Origin of the sequence: Cedecea neteri (assembly GCF_000757825.1) — a bacterium.
Lineage (GTDB): Bacteria > Pseudomonadota > Gammaproteobacteria > Enterobacterales > Enterobacteriaceae > Cedecea > Cedecea selenatireducens.
The window spans coordinates 698,522-711,354 of sequence record NZ_CP009451.1; the positions used below are offsets into that span (position 1 = coordinate 698,522).

Annotated in this window: 12 protein-coding genes and 1 pseudogene; 3 read left to right on the forward strand and 10 right to left on the reverse strand. The window is 57.3% G+C overall.

Annotated features, from left to right (window positions below; translation table 11 throughout):
* Positions 1–32: 32 nt before the first annotated feature.
* The 8 genes and pseudogenes from JT31_RS03050 to slyA form a co-directional block, all read right to left on the reverse strand.
* The gene (locus tag JT31_RS03050) at positions 33–926 is read right to left on the reverse strand and encodes a transporter substrate-binding domain-containing protein (RefSeq protein ID WP_038473173.1); all 894 of its coding nucleotides are present in this window, start codon (positions 924–926) and stop codon (positions 33–35) included.
* A 1-nt stretch (position 927) separates the two neighbouring features.
* Positions 928–1,701 carry an amino acid ABC transporter ATP-binding protein gene (locus JT31_RS03055; protein WP_038473176.1) on the reverse strand — a complete coding sequence of 258 codons (774 nt, stop codon included), beginning with the start codon at positions 1,699–1,701 and terminating at the stop codon, positions 928–930.
* Entirely contained in the window at positions 1,685–2,611 is a 927-nt protein-coding gene (locus tag JT31_RS03060) for an amino acid ABC transporter permease (RefSeq protein WP_038473179.1), read from the reverse strand. Before JT31_RS03060 ends, JT31_RS03055 begins: the two co-directional genes overlap by 17 nt.
* A gap of 9 nt (positions 2,612–2,620) precedes the next feature.
* The gene (locus JT31_RS03065) at positions 2,621–3,130 is read right to left on the reverse strand and encodes a GNAT family N-acetyltransferase (protein ID WP_038473181.1); all 510 of its coding nucleotides are present in this window, start codon (positions 3,128–3,130) and stop codon (positions 2,621–2,623) included.
* 10 nt (positions 3,131–3,140) lie between these two features.
* A pseudogene (locus JT31_RS23915) lies at positions 3,141–5,399 on the reverse strand (NtaA/DmoA family FMN-dependent monooxygenase).
* Between the two features lie 47 nt (positions 5,400–5,446).
* Entirely contained in the window at positions 5,447–6,568 is a 1,122-nt protein-coding gene (locus JT31_RS03080) for an amidohydrolase (RefSeq protein ID WP_038473189.1), read from the reverse strand.
* The gene (locus tag JT31_RS03085; RefSeq protein ID WP_038473190.1) at positions 6,565–7,566 is read right to left on the reverse strand and encodes an LLM class flavin-dependent oxidoreductase; all 1,002 of its coding nucleotides are present in this window, start codon (positions 7,564–7,566) and stop codon (positions 6,565–6,567) included. Before JT31_RS03085 ends, JT31_RS03080 begins: the two co-directional genes overlap by 4 nt.
* Positions 7,567–7,786: 220 nt before the next feature.
* Entirely contained in the window at positions 7,787–8,233 is a 447-nt protein-coding gene (gene slyA / locus JT31_RS03090; protein ID WP_038473191.1) for a transcriptional regulator SlyA, read from the reverse strand.
* A 176-nt stretch (positions 8,234–8,409) separates the two neighbouring features.
* Here slyA and JT31_RS03095 point away from each other — a divergent pair, with 176 nt between their 5' ends.
* Genes JT31_RS03095 through JT31_RS03105 form a run of 3 tightly spaced genes read left to right on the forward strand, consistent with a single transcriptional unit; the run spans position 8,410 to position 11,529 of the window.
* Positions 8,410–8,646 (forward strand): DUF1656 domain-containing protein, encoded by a 237-nt coding sequence (locus JT31_RS03095; RefSeq protein ID WP_038473194.1) that lies wholly within the window; start codon positions 8,410–8,412, stop codon positions 8,644–8,646.
* A gap of 4 nt (positions 8,647–8,650) precedes the next feature.
* Entirely contained in the window at positions 8,651–9,508 is an 858-nt protein-coding gene (locus JT31_RS03100; RefSeq protein WP_038473196.1) for an HlyD family secretion protein, read from the forward strand.
* Positions 9,508–11,529, forward strand: a complete 2,022-nt coding sequence (locus tag JT31_RS03105; RefSeq protein WP_038473198.1) for an FUSC family protein — start codon at positions 9,508–9,510, stop codon at positions 11,527–11,529. Before JT31_RS03100 ends, JT31_RS03105 begins: the two co-directional genes overlap by 1 nt.
* A gap of 3 nt (positions 11,530–11,532) precedes the next feature.
* Here JT31_RS03105 and JT31_RS03110 read toward each other — a convergent pair whose 3' ends face one another.
* Both JT31_RS03110 and JT31_RS22930 read right to left on the reverse strand, forming a co-directional pair.
* The gene (locus JT31_RS03110; RefSeq protein WP_038473200.1) at positions 11,533–12,429 is read right to left on the reverse strand and encodes an aldo/keto reductase; all 897 of its coding nucleotides are present in this window, start codon (positions 12,427–12,429) and stop codon (positions 11,533–11,535) included.
* 56 nt (positions 12,430–12,485) lie between these two features.
* On the reverse strand, positions 12,486–12,725 hold the full coding sequence (locus tag JT31_RS22930) for a DUF1289 domain-containing protein (RefSeq protein ID WP_071842925.1): 240 nt from the start codon (positions 12,723–12,725) through the stop codon (positions 12,486–12,488).
* Between the last annotated feature and the right edge of the window lie 108 nt (positions 12,726–12,833).

Below are 12,833 nucleotides of genomic sequence, written 5' to 3' on the forward strand. Positions count from 1 at the left end.
TGATTTAAGGCCCGCATTGCGGGCCTTTTCTGTTAGTAAGTAATGCCGGGTGGATTCACCTCCGACTGAGTAACGGCTTCTCCCTGCTCTCCCCACCTCGCCAGAACCTGCTGATATTCCCCACGTTGAATTGCGCCATCCAGCGCCGCCTGCAGCGCATATACCAGCCCGTTTCCCTTCTTCGTTGTTGTCGCCACATAAGCCTTTTTCGGCCCCAGCCCAACCACCCGCGTTGTCCCGGTTAGGGCAGCTTTATACGCCGTAATGGACTGCGGGCCAAAAAACACTTCGGCCCGGCCAGATTGAATATAAAGGTTCGCGGAAGCGTCGTCGGTAACGTAGACGGGCAAGGCAGGTTCACGCCCGGCGCGTTCGTTTTCCGCATTCCAGCCGAGCAGAATGCGCTCCTGATTGGTTCCAGCGCCCACGATGACTTTGCGCCCGGCGAGATCTTCTGCCTTACCAATCACCTGAATCGGGCTGCTGGCCTTCACCGCAAAAGAGAGCGAGTCCACGCGATAGGTCGCAAAATCAAATTTCTCTTTACGCTGCTCGGTTACGGCAATATTCACCAGCGCTACGTCATAACGTCCGGAGGTAATGCCCAGCGGCCAGTCCTCCCACGCGGTGGGCACCAGCTTTAGCTTCAGGCCCAGGCTATTCGCCAGCAGGCGGGCAATATCCGGGTCGCTGCCTATACGCGTGCGGTTATCGCTTGCCAGCAGCGCCAGCGGCGGAGAGTTAAGTGCGGAAATAGCCACCGTCAGCGTACCCGGCTCAACAAAATGATAGCCAGCAGGAATTTTGGCGATGGCCTGCTCGTCCCGTGCGACGCTGAGCGGTTTTTCATTGGCGGCCAGGTTGATATCCGCCTGCGCCGATGTCACTGAAGCACAGGCTAACAGCGCAATTAATCGATATTTCATGTCACAGCACCTTCGATAAAAACTGCCGGGTACGTGGATGCTGCGGGCGATTCAACACTTCGTCGCTGCTGCCCTGCTCAACAATTTTGCCGTCCACCATAAACACCACCTGGTCGGCCACCTCGCGCGCAAACCCTATTTCGTGGGTGACCACCACCAGCGTGGTGCCCGAACTCGCCAGCCTTTTAATCACGTCCAGTACTTCGCCTACCAGCTCGGGATCGAGCGCGGAGGTGGGTTCATCAAACAGCATTACGCGCGGGCTAAGCGCCAGAGCGCGGGCAATGGCAATACGCTGTTGCTGGCCGCCGGATAAATGCCGCGACCACGCGTCAGCTTTATTCCGCAGCCCGACCACATCGAGCAGCTCATACGCGCGCTCAACCGCCTCTTTGCGGCTCAGCTGTTTATGGGCCACCGGCGCTTCAATCAGGTTTTCCAGCACCGTCATATGGGGGAAAAGGTTGAAGTTCTGAAAGACATAGCCGACGTTGGCTCGCTGGCGCAGGATCTCCTTTTCTTTAAGCTCATACAGCTTGTCTCCTTTAAGGCGATAGCCAATGTAATCGCCGTCAATCTGGATAAAGCCCTCATCCACGCGCTCAAGGTGGTTGATGCTGCGCAGCAGCGTAGATTTCCCGGAGCCCGATGGGCCGAGAATGACGGTTACCGTGCCCGGCGGTATCTCCAGCGAAACATCGTCCAGCGCCTTATGGCGTCCAAAGTATTTGCTGACGCCGGTAATAGAGATGTGGCCATTATGAGAGGTTGGCATGAATCGGCTCCTGCGATACGACGGCTGTGGACGGCGCCGCGCTGCGGGCGGTACGCGTTTGGTTGATGGCCGAACGACGCTCGCTGCGGGCCAGGGAACGCTCCACCAGATACTGAATGAGCGACAGCACGCTGGTAATCACCAGGTACCAGACGGCCGCCACCATCAGCAGCGGGATAACCTGCTGGGTGCGGTTGTAGATCATCTGGATGGTATAAAACAGCTCAGGCATCGCCAGCACGTAAACCATCGCCGTACCTTTGGCCAGGCTGATGATTTCATTGAACCCGGCGGGCAGGATCGTACGCAGCGCCTGGGGCAGAATAATCCTCACGGTACGCCGCCAGGCGGGCAACCCCAGCGCGGCAGCAGCTTCATATTGCCCGTGGTCCACGCCCAAAAAACCGCCGCGTACGATCTCTGCCGTGTAGGCGCTTTGTACCAGCGTCAGCCCGACAACCGCCGTCGAAAATTGCCCCAGCACGTTAATCGTGTCGTAGCTACCCCAGACAATGCTGGTGAAGGGAATGCCAAGCGAAAGCTTGTCGTACAGATAGGAGAAGTTGTAGAGCACGATCAGCACCACAATCAGCGGCAGCGAGCGGAACAGCCAGATGTAGCTCCAGGCCAGGCTGTTCAACAGCCAGGAAGACGAAAGCCTGGCCAGCGCGAGCAGGCCGCCAAGTATGACGCTCAGTACCGTGCCCAGCAGCGTCAGCAGTAAGGTTTGCCCCAGCCCCTCAAGGATAACCGGGTTAAAAAACCATTGCGCAAAAACGCCCCATTCCCAGCGAGGATTAAACGCGACGGATTGCACCACCACCGCCAGCACGAACAGCGCTATTAAAGCGCCCACGGTACGTAACGGGTAACGCGCGGGCACCACTTTGATGGTTTCAGAAGGTTTCATCGTTATTCCTCATGCCGTTTTGCTCAGGCTTTCCAGCGATAAAATTTTGGTGAACCGCAGCCGTCCGTCGTGGGGAGGCTGGCTGAACGTTTCCGGGTCAACCTCCAGGCTGAACTGCGGATCGTAGCCTTCGCTCAGGTAAAGCCTGACCGCCTCCGGCTGGCGAAAACCGGTGGTCAGATAGATGCGACCATAGCCCGCCTGAAGCGCAAAGCGTTCCAGCTCTCGCACGACACGCCCGGCCAGCCCCTGCTTTCGCAGCGTGCTTTTTGTCCAGATGCGCTTAATCTCTGCGGTTTGCGGGTCGTAAGGCTTGTAGGCACCGGTGGCAATAATTTCGCCTTCCCGCTCAAGCACGATAAAAATGCCCTGCGGGGGGAGATACCACTCGGTAAGCTCGACCTCCGCATCGCGCGAGAAAAAATCCCCGTAGCGGGCAGCGTATTCGCCAAAGAGCCCGCTAATAATGGGCTGCAGCTCAGGCGCTTCCGGGGACAAAACGCGAAAACGTTCGCTCATATCTGCCTCCTCAGTCGCCTAAACCGGCGGGATTAATTTCCGAGGCAGGAATACTTTCCACGCCCTCGCCCCAGCGGTTCAGCACCCTGGCGTAGTCGCCCTGCTGAATAGCGCCGTTGAGCGCCGTTTGTACTGGCTCAACCAGGCCGCTGCCTTTTTTCAGCGTCACCGCAATGTGCGCAGCCTTCGGCCAGCCGCCGTCGACGCTGCCCACCAGCTTCGTCTGCCCGGTCAGCGCCGCTTTCCAGGCCCCGGTGACGTTTGGCCCAAACCAGGCATCCGCCCGGCCGGACTGCAGTGCAAGCGTTAGTGCCGCATCATCTTTGGTGTACACCGGGGTAAAAGGCTTCAGGCCTTTCTTCTGGTTTTCAGCGTTCCATGCCAGCAGGATAGCTTCCTGATTGGTGCCTGAACCCACGACGACGCGCAGCCCGGCAATCTCTTGCGCACGGCTGATGGATTTTATCGGGCTGTTGGCTTTGACGTAAAAGCCCAGGGAGTCTTTGCGATAGGTAGCGAAATCGAACTTCTCTTTGCGATCTTTGGTGACGGTAATATTGCTGATCGCGGCATCATATTTCCCGGAAACCACGCCCAGCGGCCAGTCTTCCCAGGACGTGGGCACCACGTTAAGCTCAAGTCCGAGGCTGTCGGCCACCAGGCGTGCAATATCCACCTCGCTGCCGAGCAGGGTTTTATTATCATCAGAAAAAACCGTCAGCGGCGGCGAGTTCAGCGCCGCCACTGCCACGGTAAACTTACCGGGAACGGCAAAATGGTAGTCTTTGGGTAACTGCGCGATGGCCTGCGGGTTTTTAGCGGTATTTACCGGCGCTTTGTTCGCCTCAAGGCTCACGCCGGTTCCGTTGATGGTGACGTCGTTCGCCCAGGCAAGCGGGGTCCATGCCAGCGCAATGGCCAGCAACAGCGATGTTTTTTGCATAGTCGTTTCTCTTTATTTGCCGTAGCGATTGTCGGGCAGCGCTAAGCCGAAGCTCTCGCGCAGCGTGGTGCCGGGGTAATCCGTGCGGAAAAGGCCTCGCGCCTGCAGCACAGGCACAACCTGTTCAACAAAGCGGGGGAAGGTATCAGGCGTGCCGCCCTGGATGATAAAACCGTCGGCCGCGCGGGCTTCAAACCATTGCTGCAGGCCGTCCACCACCTGTTCCGGCGAACCGGAAAAACGCGGTCTTGGGCTGGCGGCTTCAAGCGCGACCTGCCGCAGGGTCAGCCCACGCTCGCGGGCATTACGTTTGATTTCGTCGGTGGTACTGCGGAAGCTGTTCTGCCCCAGATCGCCGATGTCGGGGAAAGGTTCGTCCAGCGGGTACTGGCTGAAGTCATGATGCTCAAAGTAGCGACCAAGGTAGTTCAGGGCATCGGGCACCGACACCAGCGCGGCGGTGGTTTGGTACTGCTGTTCTGCGTCTGCTTCATCCTTGCCGACAATGACGCTGACGCCCTGGAAGATGTGCAAGGAGTCTGCCTCACGGCCTTGCCCTTCGAGCTGGCTTTTCACGTCACGGTAAAAAGCTTTCGCTTCGGCGAGCGTTTCATGGTGGGTAAAAATGGCATCCGCATGTTTAGCCGCCAGCTTTTTGCCATCTTCTGAGGCACCGGCCTGGAACACAATCGGCCGCCCCTGCGGTGTACGGCCAATATTCAGCGGCCCGGCCACCTGGAAGAAATCCCCTTGATGGTTTAGCGCATGCAGTTTTTCAGGCGCAAAAAACTGCCCGCTCTCTTTGTTGCGCACGAAAGCGTCCTCTTCCCACGAATCCCATAGCCCCTTCACGACGTCCAGATACTCATCGGCGATGCGGTAGCGCAGCGCATGCTCGGGGTGCTGCGTTCTGGAGAAATTTTTGGCAGAACCTTCAAGGGGTGAAGTGACCACGTTCCAGCCCGCACGGCCATTACTCAGGTGATCGAGGCTGGCAAACTGGCGAGCCGTAGTAAAAGGATCGCTGTAAGAGGTGGATAAGGTCCCCACCAGGCCTAAATGTTGGGTCAAGGCTGCGAGCGCGGATAATACCGTCAGCGGTTCAAACCGATTTAAAAAGTGTGGGATAGATTTTTCGTTAATATACAGCCCATCGGCAACAAATATAAAATCCAGCTTCCCTTCTTCCGCTTTCAAAGCCGTTTGTGTGACAAACTCAAAATTAATGCTGGCATCTGCTATCGCGGCAGGATGACGCCAGGCCGACATATTTCCCGAAGCGCCATGTAATATCGTACCCAGTCGTAACTGTCGTTTTCCAGACATGCCTCATCCTTATGCGGATCGTTAAAATCCGCCATCGCTGATTAGAATTAAAATTGTTGTAGCGCCGATTGTGCTAAGCGGGCGAAATAGCGAGCCGCAGGTTCAATCAATCGTTCATCAGGGTCGAAGCCCGGATGATGAAGTCCGTAGCGGCTTTCGCTGCCGATGCTGACAAAAGCGCCGGGAATATGCTGGAGATAAACCGCAAAATCTTCGCCGCCCATGTGCAGCTCCGCAGGGTGGGTTGCATAACCTTCCACCGCGGCCACCTCGCTGGAAAACGCCGCCCAGCGCTCATCGTTAACCAGCGCGTCCGGCCCCAGATGCCAGGTGACCTCTATTTCTGCCCCAAAGGCGCTGGCAAGACCGGCAGCAATCTCCAGAACCCGCTTTTTTACCGCTTCCCGCACGCTGGCGCTGTGGGTCCGCAGGGTGCCTTCCAGCTCGACGTTTTCCGGCAGCACGTTCCAGGTATTGCCGCCCGCAATTCGCGTTATGCTCAGCACCGCCGACTCAAGCGTATTGACCTCCCGGCTGGTGATGCTTTGCAGCAGGCTAACCAGCTGGCTGGCAAGCAAAATCGCGTCTTTGCCCTCATGGGGACGGGCGGCATGCGCACCTTTGCCGCGCACCTGAATAACCAGGCGATCGACGTTGGCATAAAACGCACCGCCGCGAGTGGCAAATGCCCCCACCGGCAGGTTAGGCTCATTGTGCATGCCAAAAATAGCCGAAATCCCCTGCAGAACGCCGGCTTTTACCAGCGTGGTTGCGCCGCCAAAACGTTCTTCTGCGGGCTGAAACAGAATACGTACTCGTCCGTTAAGCTGCGCTTCGTTCTGCTTAAGCAGCAGCGCCGCCCCTAGCATCACGCTGCTGTGAACGTCATGTCCGCAGGCGTGCATTACGCCAGCATTTTGCGAGCTAAAGGCCACGCCGCTGGTTTCTTCAATCGGCAATGCGTCAATGTCGGCCCGCAGGGCAACGGCCTTTTCACCATCGCCAATCTCTGCCACTACGCCGGTTTTTAGCGAATAAGGCAGCAGGCGAATGCCGGCACTTTGCAGCCAGTCACGGATGCGCGAGGTTGTTTCCACTTCCTCGAGTGAAAGCTCCGGGAAGCGATGCAGTTCTCGCCGCCAGTCGATCAGTTGCTGAGCGAAAGTCATAGTGCCGCCTCCGTAATCGCGTGGGCTTCGGCCAACAAACGCAGTGAAGCGATGCGTTCAGCGCCCTCGGCAATTGGCGTATCAATGATGAATTCATCAATACCGTAAGCTTCGTGCAGCGCCTGCAGCCCTTCCCTGACCGTTTCTGGCGTGCCTTTTAGCAGCGAAGGTTCACGGCGCGTCAGGCTTCGGAGCGCACTGCCTGACTGGCGGGCAAAGCTGTGCGCTTGCTGTTCGCTGGCCACGCTCACCCGCTGGCCGTTTTCCAGCTCCACGCCCCAAATCTCAACCTGCCCGGCAAGCTCGTCCGCACGTTCGGCGTCCTGCGCCACGATAACCTGCACGGCCACCAGCACGTCGCGTCGGCTGTTTGCCCGCCAGTCGTTCAGCACGTCACGCAGCAGCGTTTTATCGCCGTTCAGATGGGCAGCAAAAACAAAATTCCAGTCAAGGCTTGCGGCCAGCCTCGCACTTTGCAGGCTCGCACCCAGCAAAAAACCGTCCGGGCGCTGGGCCGGCAGCGGCGTGGCGCGAATCCCTTCTTCTTCCGCAGGATCGTTCAGTGAAAGCCAGCCGTCGAGCTGGGTAAGCTGCTCATCAAAAGTGCCTTTTGCGGCCGGCGAGAACCCTTGCTGCAGCGCCTGCGTCGAAAGGGGTAAGCCGCCGGGCGCTTTCCCCACGCCCAGATCGATGCGCCCTGGCGCAAGGGAAGACAGCAGGTGAAAGTTCTCGGCGACTTTATAGGGGCTGTAATGCTGCAGCATGACGCCGCCGGAGCCCACGCGAATACGGCTGGTTTGCCCGACAATCCAGGCAATCAGCACTTCCGGCGAGGGGCTGGCAAGCTGGGGCGTGTTGTGGTGCTCCGCCAGCCAGAAACGGTGATAGCCCCAGGCTTCCGCCTGCTGCGCAAGGTGCAGCGTGCGCGTCAGGGCATCCGTCGCGCTGTCGTTTGGCGCAAGCGGGCTTTTATCCAGGATACTGATGCGATAAGACATAATGCAGGCTCGTTTTTAAAAACATGCCTGCATTATTAAAAGCGGGAGACGGCGGAGAGAAACAATTAATTTACATTTAGTCTTCTGAAAAAGAGATAAACAAAGTTCAGCGTTATTCTCACTGTTTGCTACCGGAGCAAAAAATCGCCGATTGATTCACCTTCGGGCATAAAAAAAGCCCCGCCGTATAACCCGCGAGGCTTTTTCTCAACCGCCAATATTAATCGCGATTTTGCAGTTCAATAATATTTTGCTCGAGCCGGCTAATCAGGTTGCTTAACAGCGCCTGCTCTTCGCGAGTAATCCCCGTCAGGATCTCTCCCCGCGTTTCGTTTATCACACCTTCCATCTTTTCGATGATAGGCGTGGCTTGCTCGGTCAATTTAATCCGTTTTGCCCGACGGTCGTTTGCACAGGTTTTACGCGAGATTAACCCTTTTTCTTCGAGTTGATCGAGCGTACGAACCAGTGACGGCTGCTCAATGCCGATCGCTTTAGCCAACTGAATCTGTGACTGATCTGGCGGCAGCTGATGAATATTATGCAGCGTTACCCAGTGTGTCTGTGTCAATTCCAGAGGTTTCAGGCGATGGTCAATTAGCGCACGCCAGATGCGTACCAGGCGGGCCAGATCCGAACCTAATGGCGATGGCGATTCCAATTTCATCTCCTTATAATTAGCTTGCTAACTTATTATACTGATTTTAGACTATTGTGCAGGCATTAATTGTTAAAAACAAATCCCTTACTTTCACTGAAGTTATGCAACCAGCTATACTTTTATTCTACATCTAAGTGAGGGGAAACGGCAGTCATCCCCGTGTTTTAAAGGATTATCACTACGTGCGTCTCACTTTTAGCCCGTCCGGCTTCCCGCTTCAGGATCTTGTGGTTGGAGCGTCGATTTACTTTCCTCCACTGTTTAAGGCCGTGTTTGTCGGTTTTTTCATTTGGCTAGTCGTCCATCGCCTGCTGCGGGACTGGATCTATTCTGGTGAAATCTGGCACCCCACGTTGATGGATTTATCCCTTTTCGCGCTGTCCGTCAGCGCCGGCATGGCTCTTTTGGTGATGTGGTAACACAATGAATCTCAAAACAATAAAATACTTTTCCACCCTCATTGTTCTTGCCGCTGCGCTGCTGGCGGGCTGGCTGTTATGGAACTACTACATGCAGTCTCCCTGGACGCGGGACGGCAAAGTGCGTGCCGAACAGGTGAGCATTACGCCGCAGGTTTCCGGCACCATCGTTAGCCTGAACGTGAAGGATAATCAGTTTGTCAGTAAAGGCACTCCGCTGTTTACCCTGGATGCAACGCCCTATCACATTGCGGTGCTGAACGCAGAGGCGCAGCTGGCAAAGGCACAGTCCGATCTGGCCAAAGCCAGCAACGAAGCGAACCGCCGCCATAACCTGCCGCGCAACTATATTTCCGCCGAGGACATGGATACCGCCAATATCAACGTCAAAGCTATGCAGGCGGCGGTTAAGGTCGCTCAGGCAACGCTCGAACAGGCCCAGTGGCAGCTTTCACAAACCACGGTGACCGCGCCGGTCGACGGCTGGGTCACCAATCTCACCTCCCGTACCGGCAACTATGCCACCGAAGGCAAGCCGGTCTTTGCGCTGGTCGACAGCCACTCGTTTTACGTTGTCGGCTACTTCGAAGAAACCAAGCTGCGCCGCATTCAGCCAGGCAATACCGTGCAGATTGTGCTGTACAACGGTAACCAAAAGTTGAGCGGTAAAGTAGAAAGTATCGGCCGAGCCATTTACGACCAAAGCATTGAAAGCGATAGCGATTTGGTGCCTGACATCAAGCCTAACGTGCCGTGGGTTCGCCTGGCGCAACGCGTGCCGGTGCGCATTAGCCTGGACGCCATTCCCAAGGACGTGACGCTGGTTTCCGGCACCACCTGCACCGTTAGCGTTCAGCCTTGATGAACCTCAGTTTTCTGGAGTGGCGCAACACGCCGTGGGGAAAAGCCACCGGCGGGCAATGGCGCTATGCCTTGCGCAACGCTATCGCCATGGGCATGGCGCTGGCTATCGCCTATGGCCTGAATCTGGACGAACCCTACTGGGCGATGACTTCAGCGGCGGTGGTGAGCTTCCCTACCGTCGGCGGGGTGATCAGCAAGAGCCTGGGCCGCATCGCGGGCAGTTTTATCGGGGCGGCAGCGTCGTTAATGATTGCCGGCAACGCGCTGAACGATCCCTGGCTGTTTACCTTCGCCATGGCAAGCTGGCTGGCGCTTTGTACGTGGGCCTCCAGCCATTTTCAGAATAACGTTGCCTACGCTTTTATGCTGGCAGGTTATACCGCCGCGATTATCGCCTTCCCGATGGTCAATACCGTAGAGTCGACGGAGCTGTGGGACATCGCCCAGGCCCGCGTGTGCGAAGTTGTCGTCGGGATCTTGTGCGGCGGCTTCATGATGATGGTATTGCCCAGTACCTCGGACGGCAGCGCGCTGGTCACCGCGCTGAAAAACATGCATGCCCGGCTGCTCGAGCACGCCAGCCTGCTTTGGCAGCCGGAAACTACCGACGCTATTCGCACCGCGCACGAAGGCATTATCGGCCAGATCCTGACCATGAACCTGCTGCGCATTCAGGCTTTCTGGAGCCACTACCGCTTTCGCCGTCAAAACAACCTGCTGAACTACCTGCTCCACCAGCAATTGCGCCTGACCAGCGTTATCTCCGGCCTGCGGCGGATGCTGCTTAACTGGCCCGAAGCCCCCGCCAATATCTGGTCAGTGCTCGACAGCCTGCTGCGGGAGTTGGCAAAACCGGATGCCGATAAATACACCGTAGCCCGACTGCTGCAGCAGATCGCGCCCCATTCGCAGGATGACTACCGCCACCAGGCATTCTGGCACCGCCTGCGCTATTTCAGCTGGCTATACCTCAACAGCAGCCGCTGGCTAAGGGAGCTGGAAAACGCCACGCCCGTGTCGGTGATTACGCCACCGGAGGCCCCGCCGCTCGCTCGTCATACCGACAGTGCCGAAGCGCTGTGGAGCGCCCTGCGTACCTTTGCCACCATCACCCTGACCGGGGCATGGTGCATCGGCACCCAATGGGAGTCAGGCGGCGGCGCGCTTTCGCTGGCCGCTATTAGCTGCGTGCTTTACTCCTCGGTCGCCTCCCCGCTCGGCTCGCTAACCCTGCTAATGCGCACCTTGCTGTGGCTCTCACTGTTCAGCTTCCTGGTGAAGTTCGGCCTGATGATTCAGGTCACCCAGCTGTGGCAGTTCCTGCTTTTCCTGCTGCCGCTGCTGCTCACCATGCAGTTGCTGAAGCTCCAGCAGCCTAAACGAGCCGCGCTCTGGGGGCAACTCATCGTGTTTATGGGATCGTTTCTCGCGGTGAGTAACCCGCCGGTTTACGACTTCGCCGGATTTATGAATGACAACCTGGCCAAAGTGCTCGGGGTGGGGATTTCATGGCTGGCTTTTTCGGTGCTGCGCCCAAGCTCGGACACCCGGCGCAGCCGGCGGCATATCCGGGCGCTGCGGCGCGGATTTATCGACCAGCTAAGCCGCAAACCGCAGCACAGCGAAAGCCAGTTTGAGTCGCTGGTTTATCATCACATCAGCCAGCTTAGTAACAGCAAAGAAGAAGCGGCCCGCCGCTGGCTGCTGCGCTGGGGCGTGGTGCTGCTCAACTGCTCGCACGTTGTCTGGCAGCTTCGCGGCTGGGAAACCCGCTCCGACCCGTTGTCGATGGTCAGGGATGTTTGCCTGCATACGCTGCGTGACGTGATGAGCGAGCGCGGCGTGCTGCAAAGGCCGCTGGCGGAATCACTGAAAGAACTGCAAAGAATGTGCGACACGCTGGCGCATCATCATGACCCGGCGGCGCGGGAACTGGCGGGGATTATCTGGCGACTTTATTGCTCGCTGTCGCAGCTGGAACAGGCACCGCCTGCCGGAACGCTGGCAGGCGGTCGGTAACGATTAAGGCACGTCGTAACCGAGCGCGGCCTTACGAATGCGGAACCACTGCTGGCGAGTCATGTTCAGCGACAGCGAGTGGATGGCAGAGCGTACGCGCTCGATTTTGCCCGAGCCGATGATTGGCAGCGGGGAGGACGGCAGGCGCATGACCCAGGCATAAACCACCTGCTCGATGGTTTCGGCGCCGATCTCTTCCGCTACTTTCTGCAGCTCGGCGCGCAGAGGCTGGAATTCATCGTCATTGAACAGACGACCGCCGCCGAGGCAGGACCACGCCATCGGGCGAATGCGCAGCTGCTGGAGCTGATCCAGCGTGCCGTCCAGCAGCAGCGGCTGGTGCACCGGCGAAAGCTCAACCTGGTTGGTCGCCAGGGTAAACGGCAGACGAGACTGCAGCAGCGCAAACTGCGCCGGGGTGAAGTTAGACACGCCAAAATGACGAACCTTGCCGCTGTGGTGCAGCGCGGTAAACGCTTCAGCCACTTCATCGGCATCCATCAGCGGATCCGGGCGGTGGATAAGCAGCAGGTCAATGTAGTCAGTCGCCAGTTTTTTCAGCGAGCCTTCCGCACTGCTGATGATGTAGTCGCGGTCGGTAATGTAATGGCCGATGGCGTTTTCTGCTTTAGCGGTGGTGGCGATGCCGCACTTGGTGACAATCTCCATTTTGCTGCGCAGATGAGGCACCAGGCGCATGGCATCGCCGAAAGCAGCTTCACAGGCGTAACCGCCGTAAATATCCGCGTGATCCGCCGTGGTAATGCCCAGCTCAACGTGTTCTTCAATAAAGCTCGCCAGCTCGCGCGGCGACATATTCCATTCCATCAAACGCCAGTAGCCCATCACCAGGCGTGAAAATTCCGGTCCCTGCGGGGCAATCGTAATGCGTTGTACCATAAAAAATGACCTCAAATAAGGAAAGAAACTGCCCCAAGTATAACGGCCCTGAATGATTAAAACAGTGAGGGCTGCTCGGGTTCTTCAGGAGAATTTGGCTTGTTTGCTCGTAACTTGCGCAATAAGCGTTGACGGCAGAGGCGCAGCACGTCCTGTTTTTGCACGTCGCTCATTTGCTGCCACTGGAAGCGTTCATCGCGGCTGCGCATACAGCCACGACAAAACCCGCGTTCATCCGACTGGCAGATACCGCGACAGGGACTTTGAATGGGGAAGAACTCTAACTGCTCAGACACCAGCCCACCTCATTAACGACTTTGCATCAATTGAAGCCTGACTCCGTTCGGGATGCAAGCGGGACGGCTAAAAAATCGCCTGCCGGCGAAAAGCTTTCGAAAATTAAG

Excerpts from the sequence above, each read along its gene's own strand:
- JT31_RS03050 (WP_038473173.1), bottom strand. The coding sequence starts at position 926 with ATGAAATATCGATTAATTGCGCTGTTAGCCTGTGCTTCAGTGACATCG.
- JT31_RS03065 (WP_038473181.1), bottom strand. The coding sequence starts at position 3,130 with ATGAGCGAACGTTTTCGCGTTTTGTCCCCGGAAGCGCCTGAGCTGCAG.
- JT31_RS03105 (WP_038473198.1), top strand. The coding sequence starts at position 9,508 with ATGAACCTCAGTTTTCTGGAGTGGCGCAACACGCCGTGGGGAAAAGCC.
- JT31_RS03055 (WP_038473176.1), bottom strand. The coding sequence starts at position 1,701 with ATGCCAACCTCTCATAATGGCCACATCTCTATTACCGGCGTCAGCAAA.
- JT31_RS03085 (WP_038473190.1), bottom strand. The coding sequence starts at position 7,566 with ATGTCTTATCGCATCAGTATCCTGGATAAAAGCCCGCTTGCGCCAAAC.
- slyA (WP_038473191.1), bottom strand. The coding sequence starts at position 8,233 with ATGAAATTGGAATCGCCATCGCCATTAGGTTCGGATCTGGCCCGCCTG.
- JT31_RS03100 (WP_038473196.1), top strand. The coding sequence starts at position 8,651 with ATGAATCTCAAAACAATAAAATACTTTTCCACCCTCATTGTTCTTGCC.
- JT31_RS03110 (WP_038473200.1), bottom strand. The coding sequence starts at position 12,429 with ATGGTACAACGCATTACGATTGCCCCGCAGGGACCGGAATTTTCACGC.
- JT31_RS03060 (WP_038473179.1), bottom strand. The coding sequence starts at position 2,611 with ATGAAACCTTCTGAAACCATCAAAGTGGTGCCCGCGCGTTACCCGTTA.
- JT31_RS03080 (WP_038473189.1), bottom strand. The coding sequence starts at position 6,568 with ATGACTTTCGCTCAGCAACTGATCGACTGGCGGCGAGAACTGCATCGC.